The sequence below is a fragment of the Kitasatospora viridis genome, assembly GCF_007829815.1.
Taxonomy (GTDB): Bacteria; Actinomycetota; Actinomycetes; order Streptomycetales; family Streptomycetaceae; genus Kitasatospora; species Kitasatospora viridis.
In genome coordinates, this window is record NZ_VIWT01000001.1 from 1,209,778 (window position 1) to 1,231,245 (window position 21,468).

A 21,468-nucleotide genomic window follows, 5' to 3' on the forward strand; every position below is an offset into this window, starting at 1 on the left:
GGCCCCGCACCGGGTCCCGGTGGACGGCCCGGAACGGGACCGGCGGGTCCGACCCAGGTGGGCCGGGGTGGGCGTCAATCCGAGAATCAGACAGTCCACTCTTCCGGGGAACCGACGGGACTGCTTAGCTGTCTGCTGCGGTGCCGGATGTGCCGGAGGGGCTGGAAGGGCTGGAGGAGTAGGCGTGCAGTGGGTGGGCGGCGGGAGCGGGGCCGGCCTCGCGGTGTTCAACGTCTGCCTGGGCGGCTTCTTCCTCGCCCTGGGCTCGATGATGGTCACCGGCCGCGAGGGCCGGGGCAACCGGACGGACCGGGCGATCGGCTTGATCGGCCTCGTCTTCGGCGTGCTGATGCTGGCCTACGGGGTGCTCTGCCTCGCGGACGGCCACACCGACCTGCTGGCCCGTGACCCCGCGACGATGCGCGGGCCGATCCGGTTCGCGCTGCCGGTGGTGGCGCTCGGCTGGCTGGCGCGCTTCTGGCGGCGCCACCGGCGCCGCCGGCCGGCCCTGGGCGCCGCCGTGACCACGGGCACGCTCGGCTTCGCCGTCGCCGCACCGCTGAGCTACGCGGCGCCGGCCTACCTCTCGCTCACGGCGGCGGTGGCCTGCGCGTACGCCGCAAGGGAACTGACGAGGCGTCAGGCGATTCGTCAGACGGACTGAACCGGCCCGCCGCCGCCCGCTCCGGCACTGGGTGCAGCGCTGGGCGCAGTGCTGGGCGCAGTGCTGGGGTCCGGCGCGACCGGGGCGCCGAGTTGGCGCATCACGTCGCCCACCAGCAGGTGCGTCTTGTCCTCCAGCGTGTTGAAGTCGCCGCTGTGGCCGTCCGCCCACTGCCCGAGGCCGACCATCAGCGAGGTGCCGTAACTCTCGAAGGCCTGCACCATGCCGCTGTCCGCGGGCAGGGTGCGCAGCCCGGAGGAGTCCGGCGGCACCTCGGCGCCCACCTCGTAGTCGGTCGGGTCCGAGGCCAGGGCGTCGATGATGTGCGGGCAGTCGGTCGGGTCCTTCATCCGGAACAGCGCCAGGTTGAACTGGTCGCCCGCCTGGTCCCGGTAGAGCGCGATGTCCAGCTCCGTGCAGCCCGCGCTCTGGGTCAGCAGCCCGGCCAGCGTGGGGCCGGTGGTGTCACGCTCGACGCAACTCGGCAGCGCCTTGTCCGCGACCAGCGTGTACCCGCCGAACTGCGGCAGGAAGAAGCCCAACCCGGCCGGCGCGGCCGAGGGGTGCGGGGAGCCCGTGCTCCGCGGAGCGGGCCGGTTCGCCTGCAGCGGCGAGGCCTCGTGCTTCGGGCTCGCCAGCATCCCGTACGCCGTCAGCCCGCCGATCGCGAGCACCGCGCCGACGGCCGCCAGCACCGCCTTCCGCTGCACCCGCCGCACGGGCCCGGCCGGCGGCCCGGCCGCCGGCTGCCCGGGTTCCGCCAGACCGCTCATCACCCGGTGGTTATTGACGAACTCGGCCCACTGGTCGTCCGAGACCCCACGATCGCTCACTCGCACAGCCTATCGATCACGGATCACGCCGCGGCGACTGCGGTCGCGCGGTACAGCCGCACCCGCAGGACCCCGGAGACGGTGGCACCGAGCATGGCCGTGCCGGCCACCAGCACGAGGGCGGCGCAGAGCACGGCGATCGTGAGCGGCCAGTCGCCGGCCTCGACGGCCAGCACGGTCAGCGCCAGCGCGGGCAGCAGCGCGAGCAGCACCGGCACCGCGAAGATCCACCGGGCGCGCAGCACCGTCCCGCCGCTCTCCGCGAGCGCCCGGGTGGAGCGGCGGGTCGCCTCGCGGATCCCGACGCCGTCGAGCACCATCGCCGGCAGCACCAGGTAACTCCCCACCGCCCAGAGCGCGCCCAGCAGTTCACCGAGCAACGTGGCGGCCAGCTCGCCGAGCAGACTGCCCAGCGCCCGCCGGAACATCTGCAGCGCCACGTTCACCAGCAGTCCCAGCAACCCCCACCGCAGCAGCACCCGCCACTGCCGCGCGGCCCGGCGGTAGGCCGAGCCGAGCCGCACCGGGCGGCCGCTCAGCGCGTCGTCGGCCGCGTGGATCAGCACGGCGCTGAAGTAGGCGCCCAGCACCGACAGCACCAGGACGTTGCCCACCCCGACCGCGGCGCGCACCCAAGTCCCGCTCGGCACCGCCAGCTCCAGCGCGATCGCCCCCGCCGTCGGCCCGGCCAACCCGACGGCCGCCGGCAGCGGCAGCACCAGCAGCCGCTTGTTCCCCCCGACCACGCGCAGCGCATCGCGCACGGGTCTCATCCGTCCCGTCATGCCCACCCCGGTACTTCTCTCGTCGATCATCGGTCAGCACGCCCATGTGATCAGCCGGAGGTAACGACCGGGCAATGTCCTGCTCGGACGGCCAGCAGGCGAGCGGCTCAGATCCAGAGGCCGGCCGGCTGCATCTCCTTGCCCGTGGCGGGACGGGCGCAGTAGGTCGGCCGCAACGAAGGTCCAGAACGACGCAGCGGACCCAGGTGCCAACCAGCGCAGGCTCGCACCAGCCACCATGACCATGGCCAGGCCCGTGTAGTGCACAACGCCCCCGCCGCCGCGGCCCCTGACCAACAGTCAAGTGGCGCGCCCTCATCAGGCCGTCCCCCCGGCAGAACGCCTCGGGGCGCCGCCCGGCGGTTCCGCCCGGCTGCGCCCCGATTGTTCTCGGCCGGATCAGACCTGCGGGCCGAACGGTCCGGTCACCACGCCACCGGGCGCGGCCGGAGCCTTCGGCGCGGCCGGACGGGCCAGCCGGGAGAGCGGGTTCGCGGCGGGAGCCGGGGCGGCGGCGCTCGGCGCGGGGGCGGCCGCATCGGCGAAGCCGTCGAGCAGGCCGAGCGGGTTGATCTGGACCAGGTGCGACGGCGCGTAGTAGTGGTAGCCGTAGTGGCTGCGGGCCCGGTTGTGGGCGTCCACGGTCGGCTCGTTGGTCCCGTCCTGCGCGGTGGCCACCAGCCCGGTGTGGGTCTTGGCACCGTTGGGCCCGCCGTAGGTGACGACGACGTCGCCCGGGCGCGCCAGCTCGGGGTGGTCGCCCACGTCCGTGCCCAGGTGGCTGTCCATCAGGTAGTCGTACAGGTTGTGGTACTGCGGCAGATCGGTGATCAGCAGCAGGTCGTAGGTCTTGCCGTTGGGCGCGACGTAGGTGAAGTAGTCGTTCTGCGGGTCGTCCGGACCCAGGCCCGGCACCAGCCCGGCCGCCGCCAGGGCGCGCGCCACGTACTCCGCGCACTGGTAGTTCGGCTGGTCGGCGCCGAACGCCACCGGCGTCGCGTCGTTCCACGCCGTGTCCGCCCAGTGCTGCTCGGCCCAGTCCACCTCCACCCCGCGCAGGATGTCGTTGAAGCTGGGAATCCCGGCCGGCGCGGTGACGGGAACCGCATCCGCCTGCGCCGCCGGCGCGGCCAGCAGGGCCGGCGCACCGGCGAGGGTGAGGGCGAGCGCGGCACCGGCGAGGCGGCGGGCGAGGAGCTTATGCATGGTCAGGGTCCCCCGGGTGATTGGGCTGTGAAGATCCAATCTATTGATCAGACGTCACACGAGCAACGTGAGTCCCACGTGTCTCGTCAGCCACCGGACCGGGTATCCGGACGGAGCACCGGGTCGATCCCGGCGAGCATGTCGAGCAGCTCCCGGGCGCCCGCCGACACGCTGTCATCCGCCTCCCCGGCCAACTCTTCGCACAACCGCACCGCCTGGTCGTGCTGCTCGGCGAAGATGCCGAACACCTCGGTCACCGCCGTGTGGATCCACTCCCCGCGGCTCCAATCGGCAGCCGCCAGCGCCGCCGCCACCAACGCCAACCCACACCGATCCCCGCGCCGGAGCAGCGCGCGAGCGGTCGCCAGGGTCACGAACGTGTCGCCCACATCAAGCAGGAGCTCCCCCAACACCCCAGCCGCCTCGGGCACTTCGGCGAACGCGGCCAGGGCCTGCCCCGCATCGGCCCGGTCCCGGTAGTCACCACCCCGCCCGAGCTCCCCGAGCGCCACCACGCATGCGCGCCGCAGTTCGATGTCCATCCGCCCACCCCTTCCACCGGTGCACCCCACCCCAGGGCCACCCAATGAAAGCAGCCACCCGAGTACCGGTCGGCGTGCGGCGCACGCCTGGCTCCGCCTCCGCTGCGACGCGATGGACCCAGTACCGCCTCAGTACCGCCACCGGGTCGCCGCCACCAGCTCCTCCGGCGTGTGCTCGGCGAACAGGTCGAGCTCGGCCTGGCGGACGGCGGAGACGGCCTCGTAGAGCGGGTCGCCGAGGGCCTCGCGCAGCAGGGTGGAGGTGCGGTACTCGGCGAGGGCGGTGGCGAGGGTGGCGGGGAGGCGGGGGATCGCGGGGCCCGGGTGCTCGGAGGGCTCGTCGAGGACCTCGGCGGGCAGGGCGCGGCGGGCGGCGATGCCGGTCAGGCCGACGGCGAGCACGCCGCCGATCAGCAGGTAGGGGTTGGCGGCGGCGTCGAAGCACTTGAGCTCGGCGTTGGCGCTGCCGGGCCCCTCGTCCGGCGGGCCGGGGATGAGGCGGAGCGCGGCCTCCCGGTTCTCCCGGCCCCAGCACTGGTAGGCCCCGGCCCAGCGCTGCGGCACCAGGCGCAGGTAGCTGGCGGGGCTGGGGGCGCCGAGGGCGAGCAGGGCCGGGAGTTCGGCGAGCACGCCGGCCAGGAAGGACTCGGCCTCGGTGGTGAGGCCGTGCGGGCCGGGGCCGCCCTGGCCGAGGTTGCGCCCGTCCCGCCAGAGCGAGAGGTGCAGGTGGCCGCCGTTGCCCACGCCGTCGGGCTCGACGGCGGGGGCGAAGGAGGTGCGCAGACCGTGCCGGACGCCGACGGCGCGGACGGTCTGGCGGACCAGCACGGTGGAGTCGGCGGCGCCGAGCGGGTCCTCGGCGGCGATCGAGACCTCGAACTGGCCGGTGGCGTACTCGGGGTGGAGCTGGAGCACGGCCAGGCCCTGCCGGTCCAGCGCGCTGAGCAGGTCGCGCAGGTAGTCGGAGAGGTCGGTGAGGCGGTGGAAGCCGTAGGCGGGGCCGTGGGTCGGGTAGACCGGCGGCTCGGCGGGCGGGCCGGCCAGTGCGACCACCCACTCCACCTCGATGCCGGCGCGCAGTTCGAGCCCGCGCCGCCGGGCCTCGGCGATCATCCGGCGGGCGAACCGGCGCTGGCAGCCGGGGTGCTCGGTGCCCTCCTGGGTGAGCCGGTCGCCGGGGGCCCAGGCCCAGCCCGGCTGGGCGGCGAGCCGGGTGAGCCGGCCGAGGTCGGGGACCAGCCGCAGGTCGCCGACCGGGCCACCGATGTGCCGGCTGGTGGTGATCGAGTCGTCGACCAGGAAGACGTCGAAGCAGGGCGCGGCGCCGACGCCCCAGGCGGCCGCGTGTTCCAGCCGCCGGACCGGGACGGCCTTGACCCGGGTCAGCCCGGCGTTGTCGACCCAGCTGACCACCACGCCCTCGACGCCCTCCGCGCCGAGCCGGGCGGCGGCCACCCGGGCCCGGGCGGCCCGGGCCGCGCGCGCGTCGGCGGCCGGCAACTGCTCGGCGACCGGCTCCTCGGCCGGGGCCTGGTCGAACGGATCGTAGGAGTCCTGGTCGGCGATGGTGGTGCTCATACGAAACATGCTCCCGGCGGCCACCACCGGACACCATTCCCCGCAGGAGTGCAGTCCGGAACCTGAAACTGACGGTCGATCAGTTGATCACACCAGGTGACGCGAATTCGGCCGCGCCCCCTTCCTACCTGGAAGTAACTTCGCTACAGTGCTCGCACGCACCACCGCCGGGCTTCGGGAGCCGCACCGGCGGGTGCCGCGCGGCCACCGTGCGGCCGGGTGCCGCTTCCACGGTCCACGCGTGATCCACCGCACCGGACCGGTCAGCACCATCACACGTCACCGTCATCGGGGCTCGCACCCACGCGCGACTCGCGGCACGGCCAGAGCGGACTGGCCACCGCAGCGCGCAGTACCCGCGCCCCCGCAGGACCCGACGCACCCCACCGCACTCCCCTGCGCGCCCCGCGCGCACCCCGCCGTCAGCACGGCCCCTCGTCGCTCAGCCTCGTCGCACCCCCGCGCCGCCCTCGGGCCCGGGGGTGCTGCGGCCACCCCCGAAAGGACCAGCAACGATGCAGGCTCCCGAGAACGCCAACCCCGAGAACCCCACCCCCTTCCCCACCGTCGCCGTGGTCGGCCTCGGCACCATGGGCGCCGGCATCGCCGTCGCCGTGGCCCGCAGCGGCCGCACGGTGATCGGCGTCGAGGCGGACGGCGCGGCCGCCACCCGGGCGCTGGCCCGGATCGAGGAGGCCACCGCGCACGCCGTGGCCCGCGAGCGGCTGACCGCCGAGGAGCGCACCGCGCTGCTCGCCCGGATCACCGTCGGCGCCGAGCTGTCGGCCGCCGCGGCGGCCGACCTGGTGGTGGAGGAGCTGCCCGAGCAGCTGGAGCTCAAGCGCGAGGTCTTCGCCGAGCTGGACCGGATCTGCCCGCCGCAGACGGTGCTGGCCACCGGCACCACCTCGCTCTCGGTGACCCGGATCGCCGCCGCCACCGCCCGCCCGGAACGGGTGCTGGGCCTGCACTTCTTCAACCCGGTGCACGCGATGAAGCTGGTCGAGGTGGTCCGCACGGTGCTGACGGGCCCCCAGGTCGCCGAGCAGGCGGCCGCGTTCGCCCGCGGCATGGGCAAGGAGCCGGTGGCGGCCGGCGACCGGGCCGGTTTCGTGGTCAACGGCCTGCTGTTCGCCTACCTGAACCAGGCCGCCGCGATGTACGAGTCGCGGTACGCCACCCGGGAGGACATCGACGCGGCGATGCGGCTGGGCTGCGGCCTGCCGATGGGCCCGTTGGCGCTGCTCGACCTGATCGGCCTGGACACCGCGCGCACCGTGCTGGAGGCGATGTACGAGCAGTCGAAGGACCGGCTGCACGCGCCCGCGCCGATCCTCGGCCAGCTGGTCGCCGCCGGCCTGCTGGGCCGCAAGACCGGCCGCGGCTTCTACAGCTACGAGGCCCCCGGCTCCTCCAAGGTGGTCGCGGAGCCGGGCGCCGCCGCGGCGGCGCGGCCGGCCGGGCGCACCGTCGAGGGCGTCGGCGTCTGCGGCTCGGGCACCATGGCCACCGGCATCGCCGAGGTCTTCGCCAAGGCCGGCCACCCGGTGGTGCTGGTCGCCCGCAGCCAGGAGAAGGCCGACAAGGCCAAGGCCCAGCTGGCCCGTTCGCTGGAGCGCTCGGTGTCCAAGGGCCGGCTGACCGCCGAGCAGCGGGACCGGGTGCTGGAGCTGGTCACCCCGAGCGGCTCGCAGGCCGACCTGGCCCAGGTGGACCTGGTGCTGGAGGCGGTGGCCGAGGACCTGGCGGTCAAGCGCGAGCTGTTCGCCGCCCTGGACAAGATCGTCAAGCCGGGCGCGGTGCTCGCCACCACCACCTCCAGCCTGCCGGTGATCAGCTGCGCCAGCGCCACCTCGCGCCCGCAGGACGTGATCGGCATGCACTTCTTCAACCCGGCGCCGGCCATGAAGCTGGTCGAGGTGGTCTCCACCGTGCTGACGGACCCCCAGGTCACGTCCACCGTGCTGGAGTTGTGCGCGAAGGTGCGCAAGCACCCGGTGGAGTGCGGCGACCGGGCCGGCTTCATCGTCAACGCGCTGCTCTTCCCGTACTTGAACGACGCGGTCCGGATGCTCGCCGAGCACTACGCCACGGTGGACGACATCGACACCGCGATGAAGCTCGGCTGCGGCTACCCGATGGGTCCGTTCGAACTGCTGGACGTGGTCGGCCTGGACGTCTCGCTGACCATCGAGCAGGTGCTGCACCAGGAGTTCCGCGAGCCGGGCCTGGCCGCCGCACCGCTGCTGGAGCACCTGGTGGCGGCCGGCTGCCTGGGCCGCAAGACCGGTCGCGGGTTCCGCGACCACGCACGCCGGTGACCGGGGCCGGGGCGGCCGGGGCGCCGCGTCGGGCCCCGCTGCCGCCGGCCGGTCCGCCGCGCCCGGTCTGGGGTGCGACCGGGGCGGTCCGGCCGATGGCGGGGGCACCGGTGCGACCGGTCGCGCGCAGGATGCCGCAAACGGCATCGGCGCCGGTCCGGGGGGCGTGTAGCGTTCCGGGCATGGACCGGGAACAGACATCCGCCGATCAGACCGCGCGGGCCGGGCAGACCGCGCCCGTCGGGCCGGAGGCCCGCACCGCCGATCAGGGGCCCGGCAGCCGCCGGGCGGCGGCGCAACGTCAGCAGATGCGCCAGGACCTGGCCGCCGCGGCGATGGACCTGTTCGCCACCCAGGGGTACGAGGAGACGACGGTCGATCAGATCGCCGCGGCCGCCGGGGTGGCCCGGCGGACCTTCTTCCGCTACTTCCGCTCCAAGGAGGAGGCGATCTTCCCGGACCACGACGACACCCTGGTCCGGGTGGCCGACCTGCTGGCCAGCGCCGAGCCGGAGGAGCACCCGCTGGACGTGGTCTGCCGGGGCATCAAGGAGGTGCTGCACATGTACGCCTCCACCCCGGCCGTCTCGGTGGCCCGCTACCAGTTGATCCGTCAGGTCCCGGCGCTGCGCGAGCGGGAGATCGCCGTGGTGGCCCGCTACGAGCGGCTGTTCACCCGCTACCTGCTGGGCCGCTTCGACGCCTCGGACACCATCCCGCCGGGCTGGCAGCACGGCGGGGACGACGACTCGATGCTGGCCGAGGTCTCGGCGGCCGCGGTGGTCGCCGCCCACAACCACGTGCTGCGGCGCTGGCTGCGGGCCGGCGGGCACGGGGACGTGGAGGCGCAGCTGGACCACTCCTTCGAGGTGATCCGCGGCACCTTCTGGGCGACCCCGCCGAGCGGGGTGCGACGCCGCAGCACTGTTGTGGCACCCAGTGCCATGGGGGGCACCGGTGACCTGGAGACGATGAGCGCACTGAGTGCCACCCCGGGCGGTGAGGTACTCATCACAGTGGCCCGGACCGACGCTCCGCTGGACGTGGTGCTGGACAGCATCCGCGCCGCCCTCAGTCGGTAGCACCAAAGAAACAGCAGGTCAGAAGGCCCGTCGGGGATTTCCCGGCGGGCCTTGCGGCTGTCCGGAAACAGTCGCGCGGCGCCCGGGAGCGGCGCGAAAAATCATGGCACGCAGTGTCTTTACGAGTGGCACAGGGTGCCAGTAGCTTGTTACCCACCAGTCGCGGCGCCGCGGCTCCCCACCTCGGCGCGCCGTCGTCAGGCGTCCCCACACCCCGGGGACGAGCCAGCACCACCAGCAAACCCACCCAACGTCCCACTGCGAAGCCGGTGTCCGCTCCCGGCTCCCCCAGACGCCCTGTGCGCCCTCACACAGGTACGCCTTCGGAGGCAGCCATGAAGGAAATCCTCGACGCGATCCTCAGCGCCGACAGCACGTCCGCGGACTTCGCCGCGCTCAAGCTCCCCGAGTCCTACCGGGCGGTCACGCTCCACAAGGACGAGGAGCAGATGTTCGCCGGCCAGGCCAGCCGCGACAAGGACCCGCGCCAGTCGCTCCACCTGGACGACGTGGCGCTGCCCGAACTCGGCCCGGGCGAGGCCCTGGTGGCCGTGATGGCCAGCGCGGTCAACTACAACACCGTCTGGTCCTCGATCTTCGAGCCGGTCTCCACCTTCGGCTTCCTGGAGCGCTACGGCCGGCTCTCGCCGCTGACCAAGCGCCACGACCTGCCCTACCACGTGCTCGGCTCCGACCTGGCCGGCGTGGTGCTGCGCACCGGCGCCGGGGTCAACGCCTGGAAGCCGGGCGACGAGGTGGTCGCGCACTGCCTGTCGGTCGAGCTGGAGAGCCCGGACGGGCACAACGACACGATGATGGACCCGGAGCAGCGGATCTGGGGCTTCGAGACCAACTTCGGCGGCCTGGCCCAGATCGCCCTGGTGAAGAGCAACCAGCTGCTGCCCAAGCCGGCCCACCTGACCTGGGAGGAGGCCGCCTCCCCCGGACTGGTCAACTCCACCGCCTACCGCCAGCTGGTCAGCCAGAACGGCGCGGGCATGAAGCAGGGCGACAACGTGCTGATCTGGGGCGCCAGCGGCGGCCTCGGCTCGTACGCCACCCAGTACGCGCTGGCCGGCGGCGCCACCCCGATCTGCGTGGTCTCCAGCCCGCAGAAGGCGGAGATCTGCCGGGCGATGGGCGCCGAGGCGATCATCGACCGCAGCGCCGAGGGATACCGGTTCTGGAAGGACGAGCACAACCAGGACCCGCGCGAGTGGAAGCGCCTGGGCGGGAAGATCCGCGAGTTCACCGGTGGCGAGGACGTGGACATCGTCTTCGAGCACCCGGGCCGGGAGACCTTCGGCGCCTCGGTCTACGTGACCCGCAAGGGCGGCACCATCGTCACCTGCGCCTCCACCTCGGGCTTCATGCACCAGTACGACAACCGCTACCTGTGGATGTCGCTCAAGCGGATCGTCGGCTCGCACTTCGCCAACTACCGCGAGGCGCACGAGGCCAACCGCCTGGTCGCCAAGGGCAAGATCCACCCGACCGTCTCCAAGGTCTACTCGCTGGAGCAGACCGGCCAAGCCGCCCTGGACGTGCACCAGAACAAGCACCAGGGCAAGGTCGGCGTGCTCTGCCTGGCCCCGCAGGAGGGCCTGGGCGTGCGCGACCACGAGCTGCGCGCCAAGCACGAGAAGGCCATCAACCGCTTCAGGAACGTCTGACATGACAGAGCGTCAGCAGCGAGACCGCCCCTGGTTGATGCGCACCTACGCCGGCCACTCCACCGCGGCGGACTCCAACGCGCTCTACCGCCGCAACCTGGCGAAGGGTCAGACCGGCCTCTCGGTCGCCTTCGACCTGCCCACCCAGACCGGCTACGACTCGGACCACGTGCTGGCCCGCGGCGAGGTCGGCCGGGTCGGCGTGCCGGTCGGGCACATCGGCGACATGCGCACCCTGTTCGACGGCATCCCGCTCGAACTGACCAACACCTCGATGACCATCAACGCCACCGCGATGTGGCTGCTGGCGCTCTACCAGTCGGTCGCCGAGGAGCAGGGCGCGGACGTCGCCAAGCTCACCGGCACCACCCAGAACGACATCATCAAGGAGTACCTGTCGCGCGGGACGCACGTCTTCCCGCCCGGCCCCTCGGTGCGGCTGATCACCGACATGATCGCCTACACCGTCGGCAACATCCCCAAGTGGAACCCGATCAACATCTGCAGCTACCACCTGCAGGAGGCCGGGGCCACGCCGGTCCAGGAGATCGCCTTCGCGATGTGCACGGCGATCGCGGTGCTGGACGCGGTGCGCGACTCCGGCCAGGTGCCGGCCGAGCGGATGGGCGAGGTGGTCGGCCGGATCTCCTTCTTCGTGAACGCGGGCGTCCGGTTCGTCGAGGAGATGTGCAAGCTGCGCGCCTTCGGGCAGCTCTGGGAGAAGGTCACCCTGGAGCGCTACGGCATCCAGGACCCCAAGCAGCGCCGGTTCCGCTACGGCGTGCAGGTCAACTCGCTGGGCCTGACCGAGGCCCAGCCGGAGAACAACGTCCAGCGGATCGTGCTGGAGATGCTGGCCGTCACCCTCTCCAAGGACGCCCGGGCCCGCGCCGTGCAACTGCCCGCCTGGAACGAGGCGCTGGGCCTGCCCCGGCCCTGGGACCAGCAGTGGTCGCTGCGGATCCAGCAGGTGCTGGCCTACGAGTCGGACCTGCTGGAGTACGGCGACATCTTCAACGGGTCACCCGTGATCGAGGGCAAGACCGCCGAACTGCTGGCCGGCGCCGAGGCGGAGATCGCCAAGGTGCTGGAGCAGGGCGGAGTGGTCGCGGCCGTCGAGTCCGGCTACCTGAAGTCCGCGCTGGTCGCCTCGCACGCCGAGCGGCGGGCCCGGATCGAGGCCGGCGAGGACAAGATCGTCGGGGTGAACTGCTTCGACACCACCGAGGAGAGCCCGCTCACCGCCGACCTGGACACCGCGATCATGGTGGTGGACCCGGCCAGCGAGCAGGCCGTGCTGAACGGCCTGAAGCTCTGGAAGGCCGACCGCGACGAGGCCGCCGCCCAGGCGGCGCTGGCCGAGCTCAAGCGGGTCGCCGGGACCACCGAGAACCTGATGGCCGCCACCCTGGCCTGCGCCCGGGCCGGCGTGACCACCGGCGAGTGGTCCTTCGCGCTGCGCGAGGTGTTCGGCGAGTACCGGGCCCCCACCGGGGTGGGCGGCGCGCCCGTCGCGGTGGCCGCCGAGCCCGGCGGCGAACTGGAGCGGGTGCGCGCGGCGGTGGCCGCCACCGCCGCGGAGCTGGGCACCGGCAAGCTGCGCCTGCTGGTCGGCAAGCCGGGCCTGGACGGCCACTCCAACGGCGCCGAGCAGATCGCGGTGCGGGCCCGGGACGCCGGCTTCGAGGTGGTCTACCAGGGCATCCGGCTGACGCCGGAACAGATCGTCTCGGCCGCCGTGGCGGAGGACGTGCACTGCGTGGGGCTGTCGATCCTCTCCGGTGCGCACCCGGAGCTGGTTCCGGACGTCCTGCAGCGGCTGCGCCGCGCCGGGGTGGAGGATGTGCCGGTGATCGTCGGTGGCATCATCCCCGCAGCGGACGCCGAGGCCCTGAAGGCCGCCGGTGTCGCCGCCGTCTTCACCCCGAAGGACTTCGGCATCACGACCATCATCGGCAGGATCGTCGAGGAGATCCGGCTGGCCAACCACCTCGCCCCCATCCTCGGCGAATCGATCAAGGAAGAGACCCTCGCATGACTTCGGTGAACCGCCTGCGCCCCCGCCGCTCCTGCCTCGCCGTGCCGGGCAGCAACCCGCGCTTCCTGGAGAAGGCCCAGGGCCTGCCGGCCGACCAGGTCTTCCTCGACCTGGAGGACGCCTGCGCCCCGCTGGTCAAGGAGAGCGCCCGGCACCACATCGTGGACGCGCTGAACAACGGCGACTGGGGCAACAAGACCAAGGTGGTCCGGGTCAACGACTGGACCACCCACTGGACCTACCGCGACGTCATCACGGTGGTCGAGGGCGCGGGCCAGAACCTGGACTGCATCATGCTGCCCAAGGTGCAGGACGCCGAGCAGGTGAAGGCGCTGGACCTGCTGCTCACCCAGATCGAGAAGACGGTCGGCCTGGAGGTCGGCAAGATCGGCATCGAGGCGCAGATCGAGAACGCCAAGGGCCTGGTCAACGTCGACGCGATCGCCGCCGCCTCGCCCCGGCTGGAGACCATCATCTTCGGCCCGGCCGACTTCATGGCCTCGATCAACATGAAGTCGCTGGTGGTCGGCGAGCAGCCGCCCGGCTACCCGGCCGACGCCTACCACTACATCCTGATGCGCATCCTGATGGCCGCCCGGGCCAACGACCTGCAGGCGATCGACGGCCCCTACCTGCAGATCCGCAACCCCGACGGCTTCCGCGAGGTGGCCGGCCGGGCCGCCGCGCTGGGCTTCGACGGCAAGTGGGTGCTGCACCCGGACCAGGTCGGCATCGCCAACGAGGTCTTCTCCCCCTCCCAGGAGGACTACGACCACGCCGAGCTGATCCTGGACGCCTACACCTGGGCCACCTCGGAGGCCGGCGGCTTCAAGGGCTCGGCGATGCTCGGCGACGAGATGATCGACGAGGCCTCCCGCAAGATGGCGCTGGTGATCGCCGGCAAGGGCCGCGCGGCCGGCTTCACCCGCACCTCCAAGTTCGAAGCCCCGGAGGCCTGAGCCATGCAGTTCGGACGCACCTACGAGGAGTTCGAGGTCGGCGCGGTCTACAAGCACTGGCCCGGCAAGACGGTCACCGAGTACGACGACCACCTCTTCTGCCTGCTGACCATGAACCACCACCCGCTCCACATGGACACCAACTATGCGGAGAACACCACGGACTTCAAGAAGAACGTGGTGGTGGGCAACTACGTCTACTCGCTGCTGCTGGGCATGTCCGTGCCGGACGTCTCCGGCAAGGCGATCGCCAACCTGGAGATCGAGTCGCTGCGCCACGTGGCGCCGACCTTCCACGGCGACACCATCTACGGCGAGACCAAGGTGCTCGACAAGTGGCCGTCCAAGTCCAAGGACGACCGCGGCATCGTCTACGTCGAGACCACCGGCTACAAGCAGGACGGCACGGTCGTCTGCCTCTTCCGCCGCAAGGTGATGGTGCCGACCGCGACCTACATCGAGGCGCGCGGCGGCGAGCAGCCGGCCCGCCCCGAGCCGCAGCCGCGGGGCTGACGGCCCGACAGACCCCCGGGGGCGGGCGCCGTCATCGCCCACACCTCCGGCCAGGGGCCCCGCGGAAGACCACGCTCCGCGGGGCCCCGACCCCCACCCTCAGCAGACAGACTTTGGAGCCGCACGATGGGACGCCTCGCACAGACCGACGGCCTCACCGAGATCCAGCGGGACATCCTCGCCACCGTGCGGGAGTTCGTCGACAAGGAGATCATCCCGGTCGCCACCGAGCTGGAGCACAAGGACGAGTACCCGACCGCGATCGTCGAGGGGATGAAGCAGCTCGGCCTGTTCGGGCTGACCATCCCCGAGGAGTACGGCGGCCTCGGCGAGTCGCTGCTCACCTACGCCCTGGTGGTGGAGGAGATCGCCCGCGGCTGGATGTCGGTCTCCGGGATCGTCAACACCCACTTCATCGTCGCCCACATGATCAACGCGCACGGCACCCAGGAGCAGAAGGACTACTTCCTGCCGAAGATGGCGGCCGGTGAGATCCGCGGCGCCTTCTCGATGTCCGAGCCGGCGCTGGGCTCCGACGTGGCCGCGATCTCCACCAAGGGCGTCAAGGACGGCGACTACTACGTCCTGAACGGCCAGAAGATGTGGCTGACCAACGGCGGCACCTCGACCCTGGTCGCGGTGCTGTGCAAGACCGACGAGGGCGGCAGCACCCCGTACAAGAACATGACCACCTTCCTGATCGAGAAGACCCCCGGGTTCGGCGCGAACCCGACCGTCCCGGGCCTCACCGTGCCCGGCAAGATCGAGAAGATGGGCTACAAGGGCGTCGACACCACCGAACTGGTGCTCCAGGACGTCCGGATCCCGGCCGACCGGATCCTCGGCGGCGTCCCGGGCAAGGGCTTCTACCAGATGATGGACGGCGTCGAGGTGGGCCGGGTCAACGTGGCCGCCCGCGGCTGCGGGGTCGCCCGCCGGGCCTTCGAGCTGGGCATCTCCTACGCCCAGCAGCGCACCACCTTCGGCAAGAAGATCGCCGAGCACCAGGCGATCCAGTTCAAGCTGGCCGAGATGGCCACCAAGGTCGAGGCCGCGCACCAGATGATGGTGATGGCCGCCCGCAAGAAGGACAGCGGCGAGCGCAACGACCTGGAGGCCGGCATGGCCAAGTACCTGGCCTCCGAGTACTGCAAGGAGGTCGTGGAGGACGCCTTCCGGATCCACGGCGGCTACGGCTTCTCCAAGGAGTACGAGATCGAGCGGCTCTACCGGGAGGCCCCGATGCTGCTGATCGGTGAAGGCACGGCGGAGATCCAGAAGATGATCGTGGGACGGCGTCTGCTGGAGGAGTACAAGATCGCCCAGTGAGCCCGGCCGGGGCCCCGCCGGGGGCCCCGGTCCGACCGTCTCAGCGGCCCGGCCCGCGGAGCTGAGACAAGACTCACTGACCTTCGCCGAACCCTTGGGGAACCGGCAGGACGGCGGCTACGGTCGTACACGTAGCGCGTGCACTCCGGCACGGCATGAGGCAGTTGAACGAGCAGGCGGGTTGCCCACCCACCACCTGCTCCCGATAGCATCCACCGGGACAGCAGCTGTCCCCTTATCACCCGATCCCGCGGTGGCCCACTCCAGCGGCCATGATCCCCCGCGACAAAGGTCTTCGATGCCCATCAGCCCGTCCCCTCACTCCTCCGTCACTGAGCGCGATCCCTTCGCTCCCGAGTCGGCAGGCCGGCGTCCTCGCGTGACCATCGCGCGCGGAGCCACTCCCTGGTTCGTCCCGACCCTGGCCACCGCGGCCCTGACCACCGCCCTCAGCCGGCGGAACGGCAAGTGGGCCCTGGCTGCGGTCCCGGCCTGCGCGCTCAGCGCGGGCATGCTGTGGTTCTTCCGCGACCCGGAGCGTGAGATCGGCGCCGGCAGAGTGATCTCGCCGGCCGACGGCGTGGTGCAGAGCATCGATGCCTGGCCGGACGGCCGGACCCGGGTCGCGATCTTCATGAGCCCGCTCAACGTGCACGTCAACCGCGCGCCGCTGCCCGGCACGGTGACCTCGGTCGAGCACATCGCGGGCGGCTTCGTGCCGGCCTTCAACAAGGACAGCGACCGCAACGAGCGGGTGGTCTGGCACTTCGAGACCGAGCTGGGCGACATCGAGATGGTGCAGATCGCGGGCGCCGTGGCGCGCCGCATCGTGCCGTACGTCCCGGCCGGCACCAAGGTCGAGCAGGGCGAGCGGATCGGCCTGATCCGCTTCGGCTCCCGCGTCGACACCTACCTCCCGGCCGGCGTCGAGGTCGGCGTCACGGTCGGCCAGAAGACGACGGCGGGGGTGACACGCCTTGACCGTGACTGATCCCGAGACCCTGGTCGGCCTCGGCGATGATGACGACTCGGAGGAGACCGAGCTGCGTCGGCGCCGCTGGGCGCGCGACCGCGAACTGCGGGCGCCGCGCCCGCCGCAGGCGCTCTCCACCGCCGACTTCCTGACCCTGGGCAACGCGGTCTGCGGTTTCCTCGCGATCTACTCCGTCACCACCAACATGCTGATCCCGCACATCACCGGGAACGGCGGCGGTGGCGGCGTGGTGCGGCACGGTGCGGCCACCGCGGTGACCCTGCTGCTGCTCGGCGCCATGTGCGACCTCTTCGACGGCCTGGTGGCCCGCAAGCTGCGCTCCTCGGCGCTCGGTGCGGAGCTGGACAACCTGGCCGACCTGATCAGCTTCGGCATCGCGCCGGCCTACTTCGTCGCGGTCTGGGGGATCGTCTCCCCCGGCACCAACCAGGGACTGTCCGCCTTCATCGCGCTGACCGTGCTGCTCGCGGTGGTGCTGCGGCTGGCCCGGTTCTCCGCGGTGAAGATGCGCCCCGGGGTGTTCCAGGGCATGCCGTGCCCGATGGGCGCCATGACGGTGATCGCCATCGTGCTGCTCGACCCGCCGTTCCTGGCCGGCCTGCTGGCCATCTTCGGCGTGGCCTACCTGATGGTCAGCCAGGTCGAGTACCCGAAGCCGCAGGGCCTGCTGGCGACCGCCACGCTGGGCTGGATCGTGGTCTCGATCGGCTGCCTGGCCGCCTGGGCGGCCGGCCTGCCCGGTGGCGACGTGCTGATGCACATCGGCGCCTTCGCCCAGATCGCGCTGGCGGCCACCGCCCCGATGCTGGTGATCCGCCGCAAGGTGGGCCAGAAGGTCGGCGACGTGCGGGCCCGCCGGGCCAGCGCCCGCGACTGCTGACCGACGCCAGACACCGCGAAGGGCCCCGGAACCACGGTTCCGGGGCCCTTCCGCATGACCAGCTGACGGACGCTCAGGCGCCGCCGTTGTGCACGCTGAACGCGGAGCGGCGGGCCGCCCGCGCGACGGCCGGGTCGGGGTGCACCGAGCTGACCGCGGTGAGCACCGAGGCGGCCCGGGCGTGGCCGGACTGCCGGGCACGGGCGAACAGCCGCACCGGGTCGCCGGCGCTGGCCCCCTCCACGTGGCCGACCAGCAGCTCGACCTCGCCGTGGTCGAGCACGGCGGCGGCGGTGTCCACCCAGAGCCAGGCGGCGTCCTCGGCGCTCAGCACGTCGGACGGGACCACCCCGCCCTCGTCCAGCTGCTCGGCCAGCCAGAGCAGCGCGTAGGGCCGCAGCACGGCCTCGTCGACGGCCGCCCGGACCGCCTGCTCGGCGGTGCCGCCGGCCACCCGCAGCGCCTCGAAGGCGAGCCCGCGCAGCAGCGCGTCCTCGCCGCGGGCCACCTCCAGGAGTTCGGCGACGGCGCGGTCCACCGGCCGGGCGGCGACCCAGGCGCGGTACTCGGCGCGGGCCGGGCCGGGCGAGTAGTTGGCGCAGGCGTCCAGCAGTTCCAGGGCGCTCTGCTCGATGTGGCCGGCGGCGGTCTGCGCGACGGTGCAGATCTCCTCCAGCTTGGCCCGCACCGCCCAGTGGCCGAGCGGCGAGAGCTCGGCGGCGCTGTCGTGCCGCTGCACGGCGCCGACGGCGGCCAGGCCGTCGAGCATCCAGTCGAGCACCGCGGCCACGTCGGAGGGCGCCGGCGGGGCGTCCACCTGGGGCTCCCGGCAGGTGCCGCGGACGGCCGAGACGGCGGAGGCGGCGTGCGGCACCGGGGAGAGCGAGGCGAAGTCGCTGCCGCCGTGCCGCCGTTCGTCCAGGCCGCGGCGGAGCAGCTCCATCAGCTCGTTCTCGACCACCGGGCCGTCGACGAGGTGGAGGAAGGAGAGCAGCTGCGGGGCCTGGTCGACGGCCTGCCCGGCGAGCACCGCGAAGACGCCGCGCAGGGCGGCGGGCGGGACCGGGGCGAGCAGGGTCCAGGCGTCGAACAGCGCGGCCCAGCCGCGCAGCACCGCCTCGTCGTCGTGCTCCCAGGCGTGCAGCCGCCAGCCGGGGGCGGCGCCGCCGTCCCGGGGTTCGACCAGGCCGACCAGCAGGGCCTGCCCCCAGGCCTTGGCGGCCGCCCCGACGGTCATGGCCAGGGCCCGGCCGGCCGCCCGGGCGTCCTGCGGGAGCAGTTCGCCGCGCTTGTCCACCGTCTCCAGCTCGCCGGCCCAGCGGGCGATCCGCACCGCGTCGGTGAGCATCCGGCGGGCCAGCGGGGCGAGCTCGGCGGGACCGGGGAAGCCCTCCGGCACCGGGACCCGGCCGCGGCCTGGACCCGGCTTGGGGGTGCGTCGGCGGCTGGCGGAACGGCCCGGCTGCGCCGCATCGACCCGGCGGGCCGTACCGGGCAGACGGGTCACCGTCGCGCCGGTGCCCGTGGTCGGCGGGAGCGGGGCATCACGGTCGCGCGGGTTCCGAGACGTCACGCCGTGCAGTCTTCCCCGTGTAAGGGGCGGTTGTCACATCGAGTTCGGCGCGTCTTGTGGCGGACCGGGTTGCGCGGGTGGCGGACTCGGGGCAAGAGCGGCCAAACCGGGCTGCCGTGACCTGTGCACGACACTACTGCCGGTACGGAGCGTGGTCAAGGGGTCACCACGTGCACGCGGGTCGGAAGGCGCGTGGCCCGGCGTTTCGGACCGGATGGTTCCGGTTCAGAGGATCGGCGTCAGGAACCGCCGGAGCATCTCCTCGTAGTGCTGCGCGTCGGCGTTCCACAGCGCCGCGTGGGCGGCCCCGGGGACGGTCCGCAGGGTCACCAGGTCGTGCCGGCGGTGGGCCAGGTGCTCGGCCGCCCGCAGCGGCGCCACGGCGTCCTGCGGGCTCTGCAGCAGCAGCGTGGGCACGGCCAGGTCGGCGCCCTCGGCGATCCGGGCCAGCCCGGCCAGGTCCACCCCCGTGCGCCCCTCCGCCGCCCAGGCGCCCAACTGCCCCGCCAGCGCCCCGGGCACCCCCGCCCGGGCCGCCACCCCGCGCACCGTGGCGGCCGGCTCCAGCACCGGGGAGTCCAGCACCAGGCCGGCCAGCTGGTCCCGGTGGTCGGAACGGACGGCCGTCTGCAGCACCGCGGTGGCGCCGACCGACCAGCCGTACAGCACGATCCGGCCGGCCCCGGCCTCCTTGGCGAACCGGATCGCCGCGTCCACGTCCCGCCACTCGGTCTCGCCGAAGTGGCCCAGCCCGTCCGGCGAGGCGGGCGCGCCCTGGTCGCCGCGCAGGCTGATCACCAGGGCCGGCAACTGAAGCCGCTTGAGCAGCGGCAGCACCGGCAGGGCCTGCCGGCGGTCGGCCAGCGCGCCGTGCACCAGGACCACCCAGGTGCCGCGCACCGCCGGGACGTACCAGGCGGGCATCCGGCCCAGCTCGCCGTCGACCACCACGTCCATGTAGTCGAGCCCGCAGGCCGAGCCCGGGTCGCCGCGCAGCACCCGGGCGGTCAGCTCCACCTCGGCGCCGGCCTCGGGCAGCGTGCCGGTGGCGGCCTCCAGCCGGCGGGTGACGGTGGTCGGTGCGGTGCCCAGCACGCCGCCGACCACCGCGTGGCCGCCGGGCCACTCCAGCGCGTACCGGCCGCGCCGGGTGCTGGCCACGGTGCGGGTCAGCACCACCTCACGGGCCGTCACCCGGTGCACCTTCAGCACCGGCTCGCCGGCCGCCGGACCGCCCTCGACGTCCTGCTCCGGACGGATCGTCAGGTCGGAGACCCGCCGGCCCAGCAGCAGGGCGGCCGCGCCCGCTCCGATCACGACGGTGGTGGCGGCGGCGACGACGGTTCCCCAACGCATGGCTCTCCCAGGGGTGCTGATGGCGGCTCGGGACCCCACCAGTTCAACCCGGCGCGCGGGTTCCGGCCACCGCTGTGATCCCGTCGGGCGTCAGACCGGCAGGCCGCCGGTGCCGCCGCGGGCCAGCAGGCTCCAGAACCGGGCGGGCCGCGACTCGGCGGGCACGGGGCCCTCGGCGGGAGTGGTCGCGCCCCAGTGGGAGGGGACCTGGTGCTCGGCGTGCAGCGCGGCCAGCACCTGGCCGAGCCGCTCGGGCGGGACCGGCACCAGCTTGGCGAGGGCCGGCAGCTGGGCCCGCCAGCGGCCCTCCACGCACTGGCGCAGCCGCTCGTCCAGCTCGGCCTCGGCGCCGGTGACCCGGACGAAGTCGCGCAGCGTCATGCCGAACAGCTCGACCAGCGCGGCGGCCTGCTCGGGGTCGCCGGTCCAGCGGCCGGTCAGCTCGGCGGTGGCGTAGCTGCGCAGGCCCAGGCCGATCCGGGTGGCGGCGTGCTGCTGGCTGAGCTCGCGGGCCAGCCGGTAGTCGCGCAGGCTGCCCGGCCGCACCCCCATCAGCTGCACCGGCGGGCACCAGAGCGCCCGGGCCAGGGCGATGAACTCCTGTTCGCTCGGCCGGAACTCGCCGCTCTCGAAGCCCAGCACGTGGCTGGGCAGCAGCCGCACGCCGTGCGCCGCCATGCCCTCGGCCACCTGCTCCGGACTGAGGCCCAGGCCGTCCCGGTGCGCCCGGGCGGCCTGCGGGGAGAACGGGACCGGGGCGGGGGCCGGGCTGCTTCTTCGCATGGCCCGACGCTAGGCCCGCCCCAGGTCGGCCCCCAGCCGCCGAACGCACGAAGCGCCGCCGCACCCCTTGACGGACCGTTGGACGATCCACCAGTGCGGACACCCCCGACCGGGCGGCCCCGCGGTGTGATCAACCACGCCCGGCGGGGCCGGGTCGCCTGGTTGACGCGCGGTTTGACGGCGTGGTGGGATCCATGGGCCAAACGGAGGCAAGCAGAGGAAGCCGGTGCGAATCCGGCGCGGTCCCGCCACTGTCACCGGGGAGTCCGTCCGGGGAGTCGATCCGCGGGGCGCTCACCCCGCGAGCCAGGAACTCTCGCCCCCGGTTCGTCGATCCAGGGCGCGGACCCTGAGTGAGG

At 73.1% G+C, this 21,468-nt stretch carries 18 protein-coding genes and 1 riboswitch; of the genes, 10 read left to right on the top strand and 8 right to left on the bottom strand.

What is annotated here, in order from left to right:
- The first annotated feature begins 184 nt into the window (after positions 1–184).
- Positions 185–664 carry a hypothetical protein gene (locus tag FHX73_RS05440; protein ID WP_145903708.1) on the top strand — a complete coding sequence of 160 codons (480 nt, stop codon included), beginning with the start codon at positions 185–187 and terminating at the stop codon, positions 662–664.
- On the opposite strand, the gene FHX73_RS05445 is transcribed toward FHX73_RS05440, so the two are convergent.
- The 5 genes from FHX73_RS05445 to FHX73_RS05465 form a co-directional block, all read right to left on the bottom strand.
- Positions 652–1,497 carry a hypothetical protein gene (locus FHX73_RS05445; RefSeq protein WP_145903710.1) on the bottom strand — a complete coding sequence of 282 codons (846 nt, stop codon included), beginning with the start codon at positions 1,495–1,497 and terminating at the stop codon, positions 652–654. The two genes, FHX73_RS05440 and FHX73_RS05445, sit on opposite strands and share 13 nt — an antisense overlap.
- 23 nt (positions 1,498–1,520) lie before the next feature.
- The gene (locus FHX73_RS05450; protein ID WP_145903711.1) at positions 1,521–2,261 is read right to left on the bottom strand and encodes a hypothetical protein; all 741 of its coding nucleotides are present in this window, start codon (positions 2,259–2,261) and stop codon (positions 1,521–1,523) included.
- A 420-nt stretch (positions 2,262–2,681) separates the two neighbouring features.
- Positions 2,682–3,488: a hypothetical protein gene (locus FHX73_RS05455; RefSeq protein WP_145903713.1), complete on the bottom strand. Its 807-nt coding sequence runs from the start codon at positions 3,486–3,488 to the stop codon at positions 2,682–2,684.
- Positions 3,489–3,574: 86 nt separating this feature from the next.
- Positions 3,575–4,030 (bottom strand): hypothetical protein, encoded by a 456-nt coding sequence (locus tag FHX73_RS05460; protein WP_170304856.1) that lies wholly within the window; start codon positions 4,028–4,030, stop codon positions 3,575–3,577.
- A 129-nt stretch (positions 4,031–4,159) separates the two neighbouring features.
- Positions 4,160–5,608: a type I glutamate--ammonia ligase gene (locus tag FHX73_RS05465; RefSeq protein ID WP_145903715.1), complete on the bottom strand. Its 1,449-nt coding sequence runs from the start codon at positions 5,606–5,608 to the stop codon at positions 4,160–4,162.
- Positions 5,609–6,123: 515 nt separating this feature from the next.
- On the opposite strand from FHX73_RS05465, the gene FHX73_RS05470 reads away from it, so the two are divergent.
- The 9 genes from FHX73_RS05470 to FHX73_RS05510 all read left to right on the top strand — a co-directional run bounded on the left by FHX73_RS05470 (position 6,124) and on the right by FHX73_RS05510 (position 17,397).
- Positions 6,124–7,929, top strand: a complete 1,806-nt coding sequence (locus FHX73_RS05470; protein WP_145903717.1) for a 3-hydroxyacyl-CoA dehydrogenase family protein — start codon at positions 6,124–6,126, stop codon at positions 7,927–7,929.
- Positions 7,930–8,111: 182 nt separating this feature from the next.
- Positions 8,112–9,011, top strand: coding sequence for a TetR family transcriptional regulator (locus FHX73_RS05475; RefSeq protein WP_145903719.1), 900 nt, complete (start codon positions 8,112–8,114; stop codon positions 9,009–9,011).
- Positions 9,012–9,346: 335 nt separating this feature from the next.
- Positions 9,347–10,684, top strand: coding sequence for a crotonyl-CoA carboxylase/reductase (gene ccrA, locus FHX73_RS05480; protein WP_145903721.1), 1,338 nt, complete (start codon positions 9,347–9,349; stop codon positions 10,682–10,684).
- Between the two features lies 1 nt (position 10,685).
- A complete protein-coding gene (locus FHX73_RS05485; protein ID WP_145903723.1) occupies positions 10,686–12,722 on the top strand; it encodes a protein meaA in 2,037 nt (678 codons plus the stop codon).
- Positions 12,719–13,681 (top strand): HpcH/HpaI aldolase/citrate lyase family protein, encoded by a 963-nt coding sequence (locus tag FHX73_RS05490; RefSeq protein ID WP_145903726.1) that lies wholly within the window; start codon positions 12,719–12,721, stop codon positions 13,679–13,681. The genes FHX73_RS05485 and FHX73_RS05490 overlap by 4 nt, the downstream gene beginning before the upstream one ends.
- Before the next feature lie 3 nt (positions 13,682–13,684).
- Positions 13,685–14,194: a MaoC family dehydratase gene (locus FHX73_RS05495; protein ID WP_145903728.1), complete on the top strand. Its 510-nt coding sequence runs from the start codon at positions 13,685–13,687 to the stop codon at positions 14,192–14,194.
- A gap of 126 nt (positions 14,195–14,320) precedes the next feature.
- Positions 14,321–15,523, top strand: coding sequence for an acyl-CoA dehydrogenase family protein (locus FHX73_RS05500; RefSeq protein WP_145903730.1), 1,203 nt, complete (start codon positions 14,321–14,323; stop codon positions 15,521–15,523).
- Positions 15,524–15,821: 298 nt separating this feature from the next.
- The gene (locus FHX73_RS05505) at positions 15,822–16,514 is read left to right on the top strand and encodes a phosphatidylserine decarboxylase (protein WP_145903732.1); all 693 of its coding nucleotides are present in this window, start codon (positions 15,822–15,824) and stop codon (positions 16,512–16,514) included.
- Positions 16,501–17,397: a CDP-alcohol phosphatidyltransferase family protein gene (locus FHX73_RS05510; protein ID WP_425461362.1), complete on the top strand. Its 897-nt coding sequence runs from the start codon at positions 16,501–16,503 to the stop codon at positions 17,395–17,397. Before FHX73_RS05505 ends, FHX73_RS05510 begins: the two co-directional genes overlap by 14 nt.
- Positions 17,398–17,470: 73 nt before the next feature.
- On the opposite strand, the gene FHX73_RS05515 is transcribed toward FHX73_RS05510, so the two are convergent.
- From FHX73_RS05515 to FHX73_RS05525, 3 genes are all read right to left on the bottom strand, one after another.
- Complete coding sequence (locus FHX73_RS05515) at positions 17,471–18,970, bottom strand: hypothetical protein (RefSeq protein ID WP_246213364.1); 1,500 nt, start codon at positions 18,968–18,970, stop codon at positions 17,471–17,473.
- A gap of 225 nt (positions 18,971–19,195) precedes the next feature.
- Positions 19,196–20,326, bottom strand: coding sequence for an alpha/beta hydrolase (locus FHX73_RS05520; protein ID WP_145903734.1), 1,131 nt, complete (start codon positions 20,324–20,326; stop codon positions 19,196–19,198).
- Between the two features lie 90 nt (positions 20,327–20,416).
- Positions 20,417–21,109 (bottom strand): helix-turn-helix domain-containing protein, encoded by a 693-nt coding sequence (locus tag FHX73_RS05525; RefSeq protein WP_145903736.1) that lies wholly within the window; start codon positions 21,107–21,109, stop codon positions 20,417–20,419.
- 190 nt (positions 21,110–21,299) lie between these two features.
- Positions 21,300–21,447: riboswitch (cobalamin riboswitch) on the top strand.
- Positions 21,448–21,468: the final 21 nt, after the last annotated feature.